Source organism: Streptomyces sp. NPDC032745 (assembly GCF_055579465.1).
Map to the genome: position 1 here is coordinate 133,634 of NZ_JBVING010000006.1, position 16,389 is coordinate 150,022.

The following is a 16,389-nucleotide window of genomic DNA, read 5'->3' on the forward strand; positions in this document are numbered from 1 at the left end:
GAATGTCCGGACTGATCGATACCACGGAGATGTATCTCCGCACCATCCTCGAGCTGGAAGAGGAAGGCGTGGTCCCCATGCGCGCCCGTATCGCCGAGCGGCTCGACCAGAGCGGCCCGACGGTGAGCCAGACGGTGGCGCGCATGGAGCGGGACGGCCTGGTGGCCGTGGCGAGCGACCGTCACCTGGAGCTGACGGAGGAGGGCCGGCGGCTGGCGACGCGCGTGATGCGCAAGCACCGGCTCGCGGAATGCCTGCTCGTCGACGTCATCGGCCTGGAGTGGGAGCAGGTGCACGCCGAGGCCTGCCGCTGGGAGCACGTGATGAGCGAGGCGGTGGAGCGGCGGGTGCTGGAGCTGCTGCGCCACCCGACCGAGTCGCCGTACGGGAACCCGATCCCGGGGCTGGAGGAGCTGGGCGAGAAGGCCGAGGCGGACCCGTTCCTGGAGGACGGCATGGTCAGCCTGTCGGAGCTGGACCCGGGTGCGGACGGCAAGACCGTGGTCGTGCGCCGCATCGGGGAGCCGATCCAGACGGACGCCCAGCTGATGTACACGCTGCGGCGGGCGGGCGTGCAGCCCGGCTCGGTGGTCAGCGTGACCGAGTCGCCGGGCGGTGTGCTGGTCGGCAGCGGCGGTGAGGCCGCAGAACTGGACGCGGAGATCGCCTCGCACGTGTTCGTGGCCAAGCGCTGACCGGACGCACGCGGCGTTCGGGGGTGTGGAAGTGGGCGGTCCCGGCGCCTTGCGGCGCCGGGACCGGTCCTCCCCTTTGTTGACCTGGAGCCCCGAGCTCTCAAGGTCATCCCCTCGGACCGTCTTCCCCGAGCGGCCCGCCTCCCTGTTGAAAGGATCTCCATCGGCGGCGGCGGCCAATCCTTGAGCAAGGTCACTCGAAAGAGCGGTGTTGGACGCTAGAAACCCGTTTTCGAATACGGGTTCGATAGTCTGGCCGCGAGCGAAGGGGGTGCATCTGCCGTGGTACAGCGCATCGATGTGACAGGGGCCGACGGTGTGCGCCTGGCCGCCTGGGAGTTCCGGGAATCCGCCGCCACTGCGCCCCCGGATCCCGACACGCCCCGGGTGCTGTTACTCCACGGCCTGATGGGCCGCGCCTTCCACTGGGCGGGCACCGCCCGCTGGCTCGCCCACAACCGTCGTGTCGTGGCCCTCGACCAGCGCGGGCACGGCCAGAGCGACCGCCCCTCCGCCGGCCCGGGAGCCTCGAACCGTCTGGGGCGCGAAGCGTTCGTGGCCGACGCCGAAGCCGTCATCGAGCAGCTCGGCCTGGGGCCCGTGACCCTGATCGGCCACTCCATGGGCGCCCTCACCGGCTGGCAGCTGGCTGCCCGCCGCCCCGACCTGGTCGAGGCCCTGGTCATCTGCGACATGCGCGCCTCCGCCCTCGGCGAGGCCTCCCAGCAGGAATGGGAGGAATGGTTCCACCGCTGGCCCCTCCCCTTCCCCACCCAGGACGCCGCCCGCCGCTGGTTCGGCGAGGACGACCCCCGGGTGGAACGCCCCGACCCCGGCCGCGGCGCCTTCTTCGCCGAGGTGATGCACCAGGCCCCGGACGGCTGGCGCCCCCTGTTCTCCCGCCGCCAGATGCTGAGGGCCCGCGAGACCTGGGTCCACGACGCGCACTGGGAGGAACTGGCCCAGGTCCGCTGCCCGACCCTCGTCGTCCGGGGCCTGGACGGCGAACTCGGCCGCGCGGAGGCCCAGGAGATGGTCCGCGTCCTGCCCGCGGGCCAGTACGCCGAGATCCCCGACGCGGGCCACTACCTCCACTACGACCAGCCGACGGCCTGGCGCGCCGCCCTGGAACCCTTCCTGGACCAGGTCAGGGCCGCCGCGACCTGACGGCGCCCCGCGTACGGCCACGGGGCGGCCCCGCGTACGGCCCCGCGTACGGCCACGGGGCGGCCCCGAACAGCCACGTACGCGACGTACGCCACGGACGAAAGGAGGGGGCGGCGGGCAGTCGCCCGTCACCCCCTCCGTCCCCTGCCGCCCGCGTCCGTCCCCCGTGCGGACGCGGGCGCCGCGGCTCAGCCCTTGCTGACCGCCAGCAGGATCTCCGGCAGCTGACGGGCCACCCTCGGCGCCGCCAGGCGCACGCCCGCCCAGGCCGCCAGCGTTCCCCAGGCCGTCCCCAGCGGCAGCAGGATCCAGGAGAGCGACGGGTGGTCCGCCACGTTGAGGTAGACCGCCAGGACGATCACCGGGGAGCAGATCACCGCCGACGCGAGCATGCCGCCGAAGATGCCCGCCCACGCGAGGCCGGCCTGGCCCGGGACGACGTTCTTGAAGGCGCCGTCCGTCGGGATCGAGTACGGGAACAGGGCCGAGGCCAGCGCGCCCGTGCACAGCATCGAGCCGAGCAGGGCCAGGCCCACCCCGAGCGCCGCCGGGAACCCGCCCCAGTTGTGGACCAGCGCCGCGGTGACCACCGTGACCACGACCGTGTAGGGGACGGTGACCAGGGCCAGGGCGTACGCGCGGGCACGCAGCTCCGCGAAAGCCTCCCGCGGGGTCGAAATGGTCTGCGCGACCATCCAGAACGCCGAGGTGTCCTGCCCGAACTGGTTGTACATCTGCATGCCGAGCATGCCCGTGCCGAAGCAGGCCAGGTACAACGAGCCCGTGCCCTGAAGGGCGTTGAAGACCGGGATGATCAGGCCGATCGCCAGCGCCGTCACCCACGCCGACTTCGTCTTCGGGTCGCGGACCACGTACCGCAGCGTGCGCTGCATGACCGCGCCCGTCCGCCCGCCCGGCAGGAACGACCAGACGCCGGCGCCGCCCGCGGACTCCCGCTTCGCCGACGGCTTCGAGGCCGCGATCGTCGAGCCGTCCGGGGTGACCATCAGGGTCGTCAGGCTCCGCTCCCAGAACCGCAGGAGCAGGACCAGCGCCAGGACGGTCACGGCCAGCTGCGCCGCCGCCACGCCGTACGAGCCCTTGCTCGCCGAGTCCACCATGCCGACGGCCGTCGCGGGCGGCAGCCACCGCACCACGGCCTCGACCGGCTCCAGCTGGGCCAGGCCGCCCGACTGGAACAGGCGCTGGCTGGCGAAGTTCGCCAGCTGCGCGCCCACCGCGATCAGCAGGCCGCTGAGCAGCGCGAGGTCACGCCCCTTGCGGCTGGTCAGCAGCCGGACGTTGGCCGTGGCCACCGCGCGGGCCAGCGTGACGCAGCCCAGCACCAGGAGCGGTACGGCCGGTACGGCGGCCACGATGCCCGCCGCGCCCCGCGCGACGGCCGCCACCGAGCCCACCGCCAGGCAGACCGTGAACAGCGGGCCGATCCCGACCAGCGACGAGGCCAGCAGGGCCCGTACGAGCGGACGCGGGCGCAGCGGCAGCATGACCAGCCGGCTCGGGTCGAGGGTCTCGTCCCCGGTGGGGAAGAACAGCGGCATGAACGTCCAGCCCAGCGCCAGGATCGCGGCGAGCAGGACGACGAGCGTGCCCGCGTGGGCGTTCCCGTGCAGCGCCGCCAGGCCGAGCATCGCGAAGCAGGCCACGACCAGCGCGATCGCCAGCGAGGTGAAGTAGGCGGCCTTGCGCTTCGACGAGCCCTTGAGCCCGTTGCGGATCAGCGACAGCTTGAGGCGGACGAAGACCGAGGTCAGGTCGACCGCGCCGGCCGCGGCCGGCGCCGCGGCCGTGGCGGCCGCCGGAGCGGATGCGGATGCGGCGCTCATCGGGCGGCCTGCCCGCCGAGCCAGTCCAGCGAGTCGCCCGCGTCGCGCCCGCCCGCGCCGACCAGCTCCAGGAACGCGGCCTGCAGCGAGGGCGCGTCGCCCCGTACGGCGGCCAGCGGGCCCGCGGCGCGGATCCGGCCGGCGGCCATGACGGCCACCCAGTCGCACAGCGACTCGACCAGCTCCATCACGTGGGAGGAGAAGACGACCGTGGCGCCGGACGAGGTGTACCGTTCCAGCACCCCGCGGATCGTCTGCGCCGATACCGGGTCCACGCCCTCGAACGGTTCGTCCAGGAACAGCACTTCGGGGTTGTGCAGCAGGGCGGCGGCCAGGCCGATCTTCTTCCGCATGCCCGTCGAGTAGTCCACGACCAGCTTGTGCTGCGAGCCCGCGAGGTCCAGGACGTCCAGCAGCTGCGTGGCCCGCTTGTCGGTCTCCTCGCCCGGCAGCCCGCGCAGCCGGCCCATGTAGCCGAGCAGCTCGCGCCCCGACAGCCGCTCGAACAGCCGCAGCCCCTCCGGCAGCACGCCGATCCGCGACTTCACCTCGACCGGGTCGCTCCACACGTCGTGCCCGGCGACGAAGACCCGCCCCATGTCGGGGCGCAGCAGCCCGGTCACCATCGACAGCGTCGTCGTCTTGCCCGCGCCGTTCGGGCCGACCAGGCCGATGAACTGCCCCGCGGGCAGCTCGAGGTCGACCCCCGCGACCGCGACCTGTTCGCCGAAGCGCTTCCACAGGCCCTCTACCCGTACCGCCGCCCGTCCGGCGGACGGCGCGGTTCGCGCGCCGTCCGGTCCGTACGTCCCACCCGTCGCATCTGCCTGGTCCGGCATGCGCCTGCCTCTCGCTGTGTTCCCCGTGGTCCTGCGTTCTTCACGATAGGAGGGCGGGGTGAGGCGGGGCAGTTACTTATGTCATGAGTTTCCGTACAGGAATGTCCTGTCCTGACCTGCGACGTTCCGGAGGCCAGCCGCAGATCTTCCGGAGCTCTTCCAGAGCTCGTCCGGAGGTCTTTCCGGATCGCGGGTCAGGAGCTGCGCCGGTCCCGGTCCGCTGCGGCCTCGCGCCCGCACGCGTACGCCAGCGCGGCGATCAGCTCCTCCGTGTCCGGCAGCCACCGGTTCGCCGGGGTGGGCCGGCGCGCCCACTGGACCGAGCCCCGGCCGCCGAAACGGGTGGGCGGGGCGGCCACGTACTCGCCCTCGCCCCGCGCGACGAGGTCGATCGAGGCCGGCGACCAGCCGAGCTTGCGCACCAGGTCCGGCACCTTCGCCCCGGCGCCCGGCAGGACGAAGAACAGCATCCGGTGGTCCGGCGTGAGGGCGACCGGTCCCAGGGTGCGTTCCATCCGCTCCAGCCGCGCCAGCGCCAGGAACCCGGCCGAGTCCGGTACGTCCAGCGCGTCGAACGTCCGGCCGGTCGGCAGCAGGATCGAGGCCTCGGGGCGCTTCGCCCAGATCCGCCGCACCTGGACCGCGCTGCCCGTGGCCAGCGCCGCCCAGTCCTTCACCGTGGCGTGCCCGCCCGGCGCCGGGCAGTCCTGCGCCCCGCAGGAGCACAGCTCCCGCCCGTCCGCGGACTCCAGCCAGGTGCCGGCGAAGACGTCCCAGTGCCGTTCTTCCGCGTACCGCACGGCATGGTCCAGCAGCTGCTCGCCGCGCTGCTTGGGGATGGGTGCGGTCTCCGTGACTCCGATGGTCTCTTCCACGCCCATCACAACTCCCGGGGTCACCCGGGGTTACGGGCGTAAACCGGCCGGTGGGCGGAGCATCGATCCTGCATGCGGGGCGCACTGGAGCACGCGTGGGGGCGCGTAGGAGGTCGGGGCGCCGGAGTTGGGTAGCGACACGACGCAGAGCGGATGATTCTCCGCACATCAGGCGGGAAGTGATCATTCCAACGATCACCCGCGGCTACTGGGGGTTTTCATGGCAGCCAGGCCTCTCGTCGCGCGCCAGCCGAATGAACGGCTACAGGCGCTCATCCAGGAAGCCGGGTGCTCGAACGCCGGGCTCGCCCGGCGCGTCAACATGTGCGGGGCCGAACACGGCCTCGATCTCCGCTACGACAAGACCTCCGTGGCCCGGTGGCTGCGCGGCCAGCAGCCGCGCGGCCGCGCGCCCGGCATCATCGCCGAGGCGCTGGGGCGAAAACTCGGCCGGACCGTCACCATCGACGAGATCGGCATGGCCAACGGCAAGAACCTCGCCTCCGGCATCGGCCTGCAGTTCTCCCCGACCGTCATCGGCGCCATCGAGCAGGTCAGCGAGCTGTGGCGGAGCGACGTCGGCCGCCGCGACTTCCTGTCCGGGTCGAGCGTGGCCGCGTCGGCGCTCGTCGAACCGAGCCGCGACTGGCTGATCACCGGCGCCGACGCGCAGGTGGCGCGCAGCGGCGGCTCGCGCGTCGGGATGCCGGACGTGGAGGCGGTACGGGCGACCACCGAGGCCCTCAAGGACCTCGACCACCGCTTCGGCAGCGGCCACGTCCGGCCCGTGGTCGTGCACTACCTCAACTCCGTGGTCTCCGGACTGATCGGCGGCTCGTACCGGGAGCCGGTCGGGCGGGCGCTGTTCGCGGCGGTGGCCCGGCTGACGGAGCTGGCCGGCTACATGGCGGTGGACACCGGGCAGCCCGGCCTGGCGCAGCGCTACTACATCCAGGCGCTGCGGCTGGCGCAGGCGGCGGGGGACCGGGCGTACGGGGGCTACGTGCTCGCGGCGTCGATGAGCCACCTCGCGGCGGAACTGGGCAATCCGCGGGAGATCGCGCAGCTCGCGCGGGCCGCGCAGGAGGGGACCCGCGGGCAGGTCACGCCTCGGGTGGAGGCGATGTTCTACGCCGCCGAGGCGCGCGGGCACGCGCTGCTGGGCGACACCCGGGCGACGGCGGTGCTGTCCTCGCGGGCCGTGACCGCGCTGGAGCGGGCGGAGCCGGAGTCGGGCGACGACCCGGTCTGGATCCGGCACTTCGACGCGGCGTACCTCGCGGACGAGCTGGCGCACTGCCACCGGGACCTGGGCCAGGCGGAGGCGGCGGCCCGGCAGGCGCAGGACGCACTGCGGGGCCTCCCGGCGGGCAAGGCGCGGCGCCGGGCGATCGGACTGCTGCTGCTGGCCTCTGCGCAGGTGCAGCAGCGTGAGGTGGAGCAGGCCTGCCAGACCGCCGCGAAGGCGGCGGACCTGCTGTCGGGGCTCCGCTCGAACCGGGGCGCGGAGTACCTGGACGACTTCCGCACCCGGCTCGCCCCGTACCGCGAGGAGCCGGCGGCCCGCGAATTCACGGCCCGCCTGGAGGTGGTGGCGTAGCGAGGTGGGGCGGGTGGGCCTGCCGGGGGCGGGGGGTGACCGGGTAGCGTGAGCCGCCGGTTCCGTAGTTCGGAGTAGGCGGCGAAGGAGTCCCGGTGACGGAGAGCGGACAGGGCGGCGGCCGGCAGGCGGCCCCGCAGGCCGGTGCGCCGTGGGGCCCGGACCCGGCGTACCCGCAGCAGCCGCAGGGCCCGGGGGAGCCCGCGTACGGCTACCCCCCGGCGCCGGGGCAGCCGCAGAGCCCGGACCAGCCGCAGGGCCAGTCCCCGGCGGGCCGGCCGGAGCCGGGCCGGTCGCCGAGCCCGCAGCAGTCGGGGCAGGCCGGGTACGGGTACCCGGCCGCGCCGGGGCAGCAGGCGCCCGGGCATGTGGTGGGGCCCGGTTACGAGGGGCCGGGGGAGCCGCACGGGTACGGCTACCCGCCGCTGCCCGAGGCGGCCACGCAGTACATCCCGCCCGTCCCGGCCGCGCCCGCGCCTGACGAAGGGGCCACCCAGTACATCCCGCCGGTCCCGGCCGGTCCTGCGCACGGTGAGGCCGCCACGCAGTACATCCCGCCGGTCCCGGCCGCGCCTGCGCACGGTGAGGCGGCCACGCAGTACATCCCGCCGGTCCCGGCCGCGCCCGCGCACGGTGAGGCGGCGACGCAGTACATCCCGCCGGTACCGGCCGGTCCTGCGCACGGTGAGGCGGCCACGCAGTACATTCCGCCCGTCACCGACGGGTTCGACGCGCTGTTCCGCGGGGACGGCGCCGACGCCGGGCACACCCAGCACCTGCCGCCCGTGCAGGAGCCGGTGCTGCGGCAGCCGCCGCCGCGGGGCTATCCGCCGCGCGGGCAGCGGCCCGTACCGCCCCAGGCGCAGGCCCAGCCCCAGCAGTTCCAGCAGCACCCGCAGTACGCGCCGCCCCCGCCCCCGCCCCCGCCGGAGGCGCCCCGGCGCGTGCCGGCCGGCGTGATCGCCGCCGTCGTCATCGGCCTGGCCGTCGTCGGGCTCGGCGTCGGCGCGCTGCTCAGCGACGGCAAGGCGCAGAACAACGACCCCGCTGCGGCAGCGGCGACCCCCAGCGCCGGCAGCTCGGCCGCGGCCGCCGGCGAGGCGCCCGTGGACCCGGCCCGGGCACAGGCCGTCCAGCTGGACAAGCTCCTCGCGGACAGCAACGACAGCCGCGCCGCAGTGATCCGGTCCGTCGACGACATCAAGGGCTGCCGCAACCTCGGCCAGGCGGCGACCGACCTGCGCGACGCCGCCCGCCAGCGCGAGGAGCTCGTCACCCGTCTCCAGGACCTGAAGCTGGACCAGCTCCCCGACAACGTGAAGCTGGCCGCCTCGCTCACCAAGGCCTGGCAGTCCTCCGCGGCCGCCGACAACAGCTACGCGGCCTGGGCGGACGACACCGCCGGCGACAAGAAGGGCTGCAAGGACGGGCAGGCCAAGAACACCGGCAACGCCGCCGAGGGCAACAAGGCGAGCGGCGAGGCGACGAAGGCGAAGGAGTCGGCCGCGACCCTCTGGAACGCGGTCGCGGCCAAGTACAGCCTCACCAAGCGGGACAAGTCCCAGCTCTAGGGAGTGTCGTCAAAGTAGCGTCGGCCGCCCGGAAGGGCGGGGCTGGCGGGGGCTGGTGCGTGCGCTCGCAAGGCGGAGGAGGGAAGCGACGCGGTGGGGGCACCTCCCAGCGGTAGCTGGGGGACGTCGTTGACCGACGACAACGCGGCGAGCGTGCGTGCCAGCCCCCGCCAGCCTGGGGGCACCTCCCAGCGGTAGCTGGGGGAGGGACTTTGACGACACGACCCAGGGACCCCAGAGCAGAGCGCCTACGCCGCGCGGGGCGCCTGCTCCAGGGTCTGGGTCATGTCCATCGACTGCTCGCCCTGCTGGGCGACGAGCCGGCCCGCCTGGACGATCTGGAAGTTGACCCGCCCGTTCACCATGCGCGGGAAGCCGGGGACGGCGCGCATGTCCTTGTAGCGCCAGCTCAGGTCCGGGGTCAGCCCGCCGGTCTTCACCGGCTCCGACTGGTTCAGCGCTCGCGCCACCTTGCGCGCCGTGATGTCCTCGCCGGACTTGAACCGCTTCAGCGTCTCGCTGAGCACGGTGTACGCGATCCAGGTGGTCTGCGTCCCGCTGTCGTCCGCGTCCACGGCGTCGTTGCCGAACGCGTGCTCGGAGATCACCTTCCGCATCTGCTCCCACAGCGGATCGGTCGACACCGGGTACCAGCTGGTGAGGTACGCGCCCTCGAAGGGGCTCTCCTTGCCGCCGGTGCGGTCGACCACGGCCTGGCTGACACTGCCCAGCACGGAGGAGATCTGCGGGTTCTTGTGCTTGTCGTCGACGCGGCGGAAGGCGTCGAAGAACGTCTCCGTGCGTTCGCCGAGGACGGCCGTGACGCAGCCCTTGTCCTTGCCGCCGGAGGAGTCGGCGAGCGCCTCGCGGGCCTGCGGCGTGTAGTCCGCCGAGTCCTCGGCGGCCCGGATGTCGTTGGCGTCGGGCATCTTGTTGGCCTTGAGCCCGGCGTTGAGCAGGAGCGGCATGGAGTCGCCCGCGAGGGTGTCCGGGCGGACGACGGCCACCTGGCTGCAGGCCCGGCCCAGCTGGTGCCCGGCGCCGGCGAGGAGCACGGGCTGACCGCCGTTGACGGGGTAGGAGAAGGGGCTCTGGAACTCCTCGGAGGAGACCCCGTACCCGCCGATGAAGGGGATGCCCTCGCTCTCCAGCGGGGCCATGAAGGCGCGCCCGTGCTGGCTGTACGAGCCGACGACCGCGACGGCCTTCTCGCTGATGGCCTTGCGGGCGCAGTCGGCGGCGCCGTTCGCGGTGTTCTTCTCGTTGCAGGTCAGTACGCGCAGTTTGTGACCGTTGATGCCGCCCTTGGAGTTGACCCAGGCCTCATAGGCCTTGGCCATGCCGGGCATGCCGGGCATGTTGGTCGCCTGGGTGCCCTCCGGCGCGAAGGTCATGACCGTGATGGTGCCCCCGGAGCCCCCCGGGCCTCCGGGGAGCACCCCGCATCCGGCGGCGAGACACGTGCCCATCGCCGTTGCCAGCAGAGTGCGGGAAAAGGATGCCGTGCGTCGCCAATCGGTCATGTCCATGCACACTTCCTCCTCAGGGGTAACTGGAAAGTGAGATGGACACAACAAAGAGTGACGCGAAGGTGAATTGCAGGGAGTGGTTGCGCACGGGCGCTTCAAGATCGCGCAAGCCGTGAACGTACGATCGAAAGCGTGACATTCGCCCAAGGTTCGAAGAACTCTTCCCGCCGCGGCGGCCGCTCCTCCACCATGGGCGGCATGCCCTTGAACGACATGCCGTGGTGGCGCTGGCGCAGCAACGTGCGCTCGGCGCTTCACATGCTTTCCGACCCGGTCTTCCACGAGGAGACCTGGCTCGCCGGTGTCGAGGGGTACGGGGACGTCACCGACGCCGTGTACCGGCTCGTCGAGGACACCTGGCTCGACAGCTGGTCCGCCGAGAAGTACGTCGGCACGATCTTCCGCGACTCCCAGGAGGCCGCGCTCGTGGACCTCGCGGTGCTGCGGGTGCTGCGGATCCTGCACCAGGTCGGGCCCGACGCCCCCGTCTCCGCCTACCTCGAGCACCATGCCTGGCCCGAGGCGGTACGCGCCGCGCGCGAGGCGCACGTACGGCTCGCGACCGCGGACGGGGACGAACCGGACAGCGCGCCGCAGTCGCTGGAACTGCTGAGGATCCTGACCCGCGCGGTGTGAAAGGCTGTGGGGTCATGAGCGACGACCCGCAGCCCCAGGCCCCCCAGCAGTACGTACTCACCCTGTCCTGCCCCGACAAGCAGGGCATCGTGCATGCCGTGTCCAGTTATCTGTTCATGACCGGATGCAACATCGAGGACAGCCGTCAGTTCGGCGACCACGACACCGGCCTCTTCTTCATGCGGGTCCACTTCTCGGCCGACGCTCCGGTGACGCTGGACAAGCTGCGGGCCAGCTTCGCCGCCATCGGGGACTCGTTCCGGATGGAGTGGCAGCTCCACCGCTCCGACGACCGCATGCGGATCGTGCTGATGGTGTCGAAGTTCGGGCACTGCCTGAACGACCTGCTGTTCCGTACGAGCATCGGCGCGCTGCCGGTGGAGATCGCGGCGGTGGTCTCGAACCACACCGACTTCGCCGATCTGGTCCGCTCGTACGACGTCCCCTTCCACCACATCCCCGTCACGAAGGACACGAAGGCGGCGGCGGAGACGCAGCTGCTGGAGCTGGTGCGGGCCGAGAACGTGGAGCTCGTGGTGCTGGCGCGGTACATGCAGGTGCTGTCGGACACCCTGTGCAAGGAGCTGAGCGGGCGGATCATCAACATCCACCACTCCTTCCTGCCGAGCTTCAAGGGCGCGAAGCCGTACCACCAGGCGCATGCGCGCGGTGTGAAGCTGATCGGCGCGACCGCGCACTATGTGACGGCCGACCTCGACGAGGGCCCGATCATCGAGCAGGAGGTCGAGCGGGTGGGCCACGAGGTGACGCCGGACCAGCTGGTGGCGATCGGGCGGGACGTGGAATGCCAGGCGCTGGCGCGGGCCGTGAAGTGGCACAGCGAGCACCGCGTACTCCTGAACGGCACCCGCACGGTCGTCTTCGCCTGACCCCGGGGGCTCCGCCCCGAGCCCTTCCTCCCGGGCTCAGCCCCGTCCCGTTGCTCCGCGGGGCTCCGCCCCCGCGCCCACGCCTCAGCGTTCGGGCCGCCGCCCGGCACATCCGGCCCGCCGGCGTTTGAGGCGCGGGGTCCGGGGCGGAACCCCGACACACGGCCTGCGGGGCCGCACCGGGCGCTGCCCGAGCCGGTGCCCCGACCGCCCGGCAGCGCCACACCCGGTGCCCTGATCGGCGCCGGAGGCTAGAGGCGGCTCAGGGAAGCTGCTGCGAAGAGGACGTCGCGGATGGCTTCGCGGTCGCCGTGTTGGCCCACCGCGGCTTCCTCCGGGGAGATGTGGCCCGCAGCCAGCTGGCAGAACTCGGCGCCGTCCAGTGCGATCTGCGCCACCGTGTGCTCCGGCGACGGCTTCGCGGCCGGGGAGTCCAGCGCGATGTCCCAGCTGCCGCCGCCCGCGCCCTCGATCTCCAGGTGCAGGGTCCGGCCGGGGGCGCCCGCCGCGACCAGGCCGCGGGCCGGGGCGGCCAGGCCCGCCCGGCGCCGGTGGGCCAGCGCACTCGGCAGCAGCCGCGCCGCCAGGTCGATCATCCGGTTCAGGTGCGGCCCCGACGGCGGGTCGTACGGGTAGTCCACCGCCTCCGCGATGTCCCACGCATGCACCCAGCACTCGAAGGCCCGCTCCAGGAACGCGTCCCCGAGCGGCAGCGCGAAGGCCCCGTAGTCCACCGACAGCTGCCCCACGCCCCGCCCCGCGAACGACACCGTCCGCACCAGCGTGTGGCCCTGCTCCCGCCACGGCTCGCGGATCTGCCGGGTGAGGGGCTGCGCGGCGGACTTCCAGTAGTGCTCCGTACGGCCCGTCGCGTCCGACGGCGCCTCCGGGCCGAGCGGATCGTCCAGGCCCAGCGCCGCCGCGACCATCCCGTCCACCGTGAGCAGGTGCCCGATCACCCCGGCCACCGTCGTCCGGCGCGACTGCCGCCGCTCCTCCTCGAACCACTTCAGCCGTACCGGGGTCTGCCACTCCGAGTCGCCGAAGTCCCGCAGCAGCGCGTCGAGCCGCGCCGTCTCCGTGTCGTACGGGCTCGCCCACACCGGCACCGGGATCCGGGCCGGCCGCTTGCCGAGGCAGTCCTCCAGCACCCGCGACCGCAGCAGCGGCTTGAGGTCGAGGCTCTCCTCCGGGTGCAGCAGGCCCACCGCGTCACGCAGCCGCAGCGCCTCCTCGGCACAGGGCGCGCACTCGGTGAGGTGGTCCTCCACCGCCTGGGTCTCCTCGGCGGAGCACGCCGCGAGCGCCCACGCGCCGAGCAGGGACTTCAGTACGGCATGCGACCGCGGCGGTGGCTGCGGCGCAGCCACCGGCTGAGGCTGAGGCTGAGGCAGCGGTAGCGGCAGCGGCTCCGGTGCGTGCCGCGGGTCGAGGTCGTCGGCGGCCCCGCGCGGACCCGGTATGCGCGGCGGACCGGCGGGGCGCTGCTCGTCGTATCCGTCGGCGGGCGGGTCGGCGGGGCCGTTCATCGGGGCGTTCCATATCCGGGCGGGCCGTATCCGGGCGGTGCGGCGTCCTCTTGCGGGAGGGCGTTGGCGGTCGACAGCAGCTGCAGCCCGAGGCGCAGCCGGCGCCGGGCCTCGTCCTCGCTGATCTGCAGGTCGGCGGCGGCCTGCCGGTAGTCGCGGCGTTTGAAGTACGCGAGTTCCAGCGCGGCCCGCAGCGGTGCGGGCATGGACGTGACGATGTAGTCCGCGCGGGCGGCGGCGCTGGCGCTGCGCACCTTCTGCTCGAGCTCCTCGCGCGAGCCGCGACCCAGTTCGGCCTGGCGCAGCCGGGCCACGGCCTGGCCCTGGGTGATCCGGGCGACCCAGGACCGCATGGAGCCCTGCTTGGGGTCGTACGCGTCCGGGTTCTCCCAGATGTAGCCGAACACTTCGCGGGTGATCCGGTCCGCGGCCTTCTCGTCGCCGAGGACCCGGTGCGCCAGGCTGTGCACGAGCGAGGCGAAGCGGTCGTACAGCTCTCCGAGCGCGGCGGCCTCGCCGCGGGCGAGGCGCTGCTGCATGCGGCGGTCCCAGCGCGGTGGTACGTCCTTCGGCATAACTGCCCCCAGCCGTGTGTCGACGCATCGAATGTAATGGGCACCGGCGGGTTCGCGCCCGTTTTGGGGGAACCGGGCCCTGGAAGTGTGCCCTGCGTGATAGTCGGGTCGCGGGGTGTGAACGGTGGGGCGTGCCGCGGCACATGGGCACAGGCGTACGCGCCCCACCACGCTCCCCGTGCGCGGGTTCGATGCGGCCACCTGCTTGACGACTTCGCTTAACGGGCAGGCCACGTAGGCCTTACGCTCCTGCCTTGTCTTGAACTGCACCCCACCGCACATGTGAAGGCGGAACGCCGAATATGGACAGCGCAGAATACGAGCGCAAGATCGCCGCCCGATTCGCCACCTTCGACCAGGACGGGAACGGATATATCGACCGGGAGGATTTCAGTGCGGCCGCGAAGGCGGTGCTGGCCGAATTCGGCACCACCGCGCGGTCGGACAAGGGCCAGGCCGTCTTCGCAGGTGCGGAGGCGTTCTGGCAGGGGATGGCCGGGATCGCGGACGTCGACGGGGACCAGCGGGTGACCCGGGAGGAGTTCATCACCGGGGCGGCGAAGCGGCTGCGGGACAACCCGCAGCGGTTCGCGGAGATCGCGCGGCCGTTCCTGCACGCGGTGATCGCGGTGGCGGACGAGGACGGCCACGGCCCGACGCCGGCGGCGGCGGTCCGCGTCCTGCGCGCCCTGGGCACTCCGGCCGAACTGGCCGGCCAGGTGGCGACGGCCCTGGACGGCGACGGCGACGGCCGCATCGCGGAGGAGGAGATCCTGGCGGCCTTCGCGGGCTACTGCGGGGTCGAGGCGCCGGACGTGTAGCCCGCACGTCCGGAACCCGGATCACCGTGCGGCCGATGCGCCGCGCGGCGGTCCGGAAGGCAGGCCCCGGACAGCCTTTAAGGGCTGTCCCGTAATCCCCGGCGGGCGCACGACGACAGCTACGGCGCCTCGCCGCGTTGTCGGAACGCCCGCATACGCCCGGTATGAGGACGCTCCTCGGCCTTGCGATGCACCGCATCTGACGCCGCGCGCTGATCCACCGGGGATTACGGGACAGCCCTCAGGCGAAGCGTTCGCGGAGCTTGTACTTCAGGACCTTGCGGAGGGCGTCGTTGCGGGGGAGTGCGTCGACCAGTTCCAGTTGTTCGGGGAGTTTGTGGGGGGACAGGCCCTGGGCGCGCAGGTGTGCCGTCAGTTGCGGCAGGGTCAGGGGGGCCGCGCCCGCCGGCTGTTCCACCACCGCGCAGACGCGTTCGCCGCGCTCCGGGTCCGGGAGGCCGATCACGGCCGCATCGCCGACGCCCGGGAGCAGGTGCAGGAGGTCCTCGATCTCCTTCGCGGAGATGTTCTCGCCCTTGCGGATGATCACGTCCTTGCTCCGGCCGGTGAGGACGAGGTAGCCGTCCCGCGTCAGGTGGCCGAGGTCGCCGGTGATCAGGTAGCCGTCGGCGTCGAAGGGGTCCGCCGGGGTGTCCCGGTTGAGGTAGCCCCGGCAGACCGCCTCGCCCCGCAGCCGGACCTCGCCGTCCGTCTCGGGGGGCAGTGCGGCCCCGTCCGCGGTCGTGATGCGGATCGACATGCCCGCCGGGGGGCGGCCCTCCGTCGTGGCGAGGTGCTCCGGGGTGTCGTCGGGGGCGCCCATGGTGATCATCGGGACCTCGGTCATGCCGTAGCCGTGCGTGAGCTGGCAGCCCAGTTCGCGGACGACCGCGTGGTAGATCTCCGGCGGCTTCGGGGCGCCGCCGCCCGCGAGCAGGCGCAGGGTGGGGATGAGCCGTACGTCCGGGTCCTTGCGCTGTTCCGTCAGGAACATCGAGTAGAACGCCGTCGAACCGCCGGCCACCGTGACCCCGTGGCGCCGGTAGCCGGCCAGCGCGTCCGGCATCGCGAACTTCTCGAACAGCACCGCCGGGAAGCCGTACAGCAGCAGCATCACCGTGTAGTCCGGGCCCGCGATGTGCGCGAAGGGGAAGGCCATCGAGCCGACGTCCGCCGGGCTCAGGTGCAGGGCGTGGGCCAGGCAGGAGCCGCCCGCGATCAGTGAGCGGTCGGTGTGCAGGACGCCCTTGGGGTCCGAGGTGGTGCCGGAGGTCCAGTAGATCCACCGGACGTCCGTCCCGTTGCCGGGCGGTGGGGGGAGTACGGCAGGATCGCCCGTCGGCAGGGCTTCGTACGCCTCGAAGACGCCGCGCGCGCCGAGCCGCCCGGCCATCGCCGTGTGGTCGAAGCCCCGCCAGACGCCCGGGACGGCGAAGAACTCGGCCTTGGACTCGCGCAGCGCGAAGCCCACCTCGCGGTCCCGGTAGAAGGGGATCACCGGCGTCTGGACGGCCCCGATCCGGGCCAGGGCGAGGGAGAGCAGGACCGTCTCGATCCGGGTGGGCAGCTGCCAGGCGACGACCGTGCCGGGCCGCACGCCCCTCCCGTACAGGCCTGCCGCGACCTGCTCGGCGCGGTCGCGGAGCTCGGCGAAGGTGAGCGTCCGGTCGTCGGCGGGGTCGTCGGCCGCCTCGATCAGGACCGGGGCGCCGGGGCTCAGCTCGGCCCGCCGTACGACCAGCTCCCAGAGGGTGGGGGACTGGCCGAGCCGTATCGCGATGTCCCTGCTGTCCGCCATCCCAGCCTCCCGTAGCT

General features: G+C 72.9%; 14 protein-coding genes. 7 read left to right on the forward strand and 7 right to left on the reverse strand.

Features of this window, described 5'->3' with window-relative positions; all coding sequences use genetic code 11:
• The first annotated feature begins 2 nt into the window (after positions 1 to 2).
• Positions 3 to 695, forward strand: coding sequence for a metal-dependent transcriptional regulator (locus tag ACZ5WG_RS17640; RefSeq protein WP_030156851.1), 693 nt, complete (start codon positions 3 to 5; stop codon positions 693 to 695).
• Positions 696 to 977: 282 nt separating this feature from the next.
• Positions 978 to 1,862 (forward strand): alpha/beta fold hydrolase, encoded by an 885-nt coding sequence (locus tag ACZ5WG_RS17645; protein ID WP_468724103.1) that lies wholly within the window; start codon positions 978 to 980, stop codon positions 1,860 to 1,862.
• A gap of 188 nt (positions 1,863 to 2,050) precedes the next feature.
• Here the strand turns inward: ACZ5WG_RS17645 and ACZ5WG_RS17650 are convergent, their stop codons facing one another.
• The 3 genes from ACZ5WG_RS17650 to ACZ5WG_RS17660 form a co-directional block, all read right to left on the reverse strand.
• Positions 2,051 to 3,709, reverse strand: coding sequence for a transporter (locus ACZ5WG_RS17650; RefSeq protein WP_468724105.1), 1,659 nt, complete (start codon positions 3,707 to 3,709; stop codon positions 2,051 to 2,053).
• The gene (locus tag ACZ5WG_RS17655; protein WP_468724107.1) at positions 3,706 to 4,548 is read right to left on the reverse strand and encodes an ABC transporter ATP-binding protein; all 843 of its coding nucleotides are present in this window, start codon (positions 4,546 to 4,548) and stop codon (positions 3,706 to 3,708) included. The genes ACZ5WG_RS17650 and ACZ5WG_RS17655 overlap by 4 nt, the downstream gene beginning before the upstream one ends.
• 194 nt (positions 4,549 to 4,742) lie before the next feature.
• A complete protein-coding gene (locus ACZ5WG_RS17660) occupies positions 4,743 to 5,423 on the reverse strand; it encodes a bifunctional DNA primase/polymerase (protein ID WP_468724109.1) in 681 nt (226 codons plus the stop codon).
• A gap of 220 nt (positions 5,424 to 5,643) precedes the next feature.
• Here ACZ5WG_RS17660 and ACZ5WG_RS17665 point away from each other — a divergent pair, with 220 nt between their 5' ends.
• On the forward strand, positions 5,644 to 7,023 hold the full coding sequence (locus ACZ5WG_RS17665) for a transcriptional regulator (protein WP_468724111.1): 1,380 nt from the start codon (positions 5,644 to 5,646) through the stop codon (positions 7,021 to 7,023).
• Positions 7,024 to 7,118: 95 nt separating this feature from the next.
• Positions 7,119 to 8,594 carry a hypothetical protein gene (locus ACZ5WG_RS17670; protein ID WP_468724113.1) on the forward strand — a complete coding sequence of 492 codons (1,476 nt, stop codon included), beginning with the start codon at positions 7,119 to 7,121 and terminating at the stop codon, positions 8,592 to 8,594.
• Positions 8,595 to 8,842: 248 nt separating this feature from the next.
• Here the strand turns inward: ACZ5WG_RS17670 and ACZ5WG_RS17675 are convergent, their stop codons facing one another.
• Positions 8,843 to 10,117 carry an ABC transporter substrate-binding protein gene (locus tag ACZ5WG_RS17675; protein ID WP_468724541.1) on the reverse strand — a complete coding sequence of 425 codons (1,275 nt, stop codon included), beginning with the start codon at positions 10,115 to 10,117 and terminating at the stop codon, positions 8,843 to 8,845.
• Between the two features lie 195 nt (positions 10,118 to 10,312).
• Between ACZ5WG_RS17675 and ACZ5WG_RS17680 the strand changes: the two genes are divergently transcribed.
• Positions 10,313 to 10,759 carry an SCO4402 family protein gene (locus ACZ5WG_RS17680; RefSeq protein WP_468724542.1) on the forward strand — a complete coding sequence of 149 codons (447 nt, stop codon included), beginning with the start codon at positions 10,313 to 10,315 and terminating at the stop codon, positions 10,757 to 10,759.
• Between the two features lie 14 nt (positions 10,760 to 10,773).
• On the forward strand, positions 10,774 to 11,649 hold the full coding sequence (gene purU, locus ACZ5WG_RS17685) for a formyltetrahydrofolate deformylase (RefSeq protein WP_468724114.1): 876 nt from the start codon (positions 10,774 to 10,776) through the stop codon (positions 11,647 to 11,649).
• Positions 11,650 to 11,900: 251 nt separating this feature from the next.
• Here the strand turns inward: purU and ACZ5WG_RS17690 are convergent, their stop codons facing one another.
• Together ACZ5WG_RS17690 and ACZ5WG_RS17695 are read right to left on the reverse strand one after the other, a co-directional pair.
• Positions 11,901 to 13,178: a maleylpyruvate isomerase N-terminal domain-containing protein gene (locus ACZ5WG_RS17690; protein ID WP_468724116.1), complete on the reverse strand. Its 1,278-nt coding sequence runs from the start codon at positions 13,176 to 13,178 to the stop codon at positions 11,901 to 11,903.
• Complete coding sequence (locus tag ACZ5WG_RS17695) at positions 13,175 to 13,753, reverse strand: sigma-70 family RNA polymerase sigma factor (RefSeq protein WP_053786492.1); 579 nt, start codon at positions 13,751 to 13,753, stop codon at positions 13,175 to 13,177. Before ACZ5WG_RS17695 ends, ACZ5WG_RS17690 begins: the two co-directional genes overlap by 4 nt.
• Before the next feature lie 302 nt (positions 13,754 to 14,055).
• Here ACZ5WG_RS17695 and ACZ5WG_RS17700 point away from each other — a divergent pair, with 302 nt between their 5' ends.
• The gene (locus ACZ5WG_RS17700) at positions 14,056 to 14,574 is read left to right on the forward strand and encodes an EF-hand domain-containing protein (RefSeq protein ID WP_468724118.1); all 519 of its coding nucleotides are present in this window, start codon (positions 14,056 to 14,058) and stop codon (positions 14,572 to 14,574) included.
• A gap of 241 nt (positions 14,575 to 14,815) precedes the next feature.
• On the opposite strand, the gene ACZ5WG_RS17705 is transcribed toward ACZ5WG_RS17700, so the two are convergent.
• Positions 14,816 to 16,372: a class I adenylate-forming enzyme family protein gene (locus ACZ5WG_RS17705; protein WP_468724120.1), complete on the reverse strand. Its 1,557-nt coding sequence runs from the start codon at positions 16,370 to 16,372 to the stop codon at positions 14,816 to 14,818.
• Positions 16,373 to 16,389: the final 17 nt, after the last annotated feature.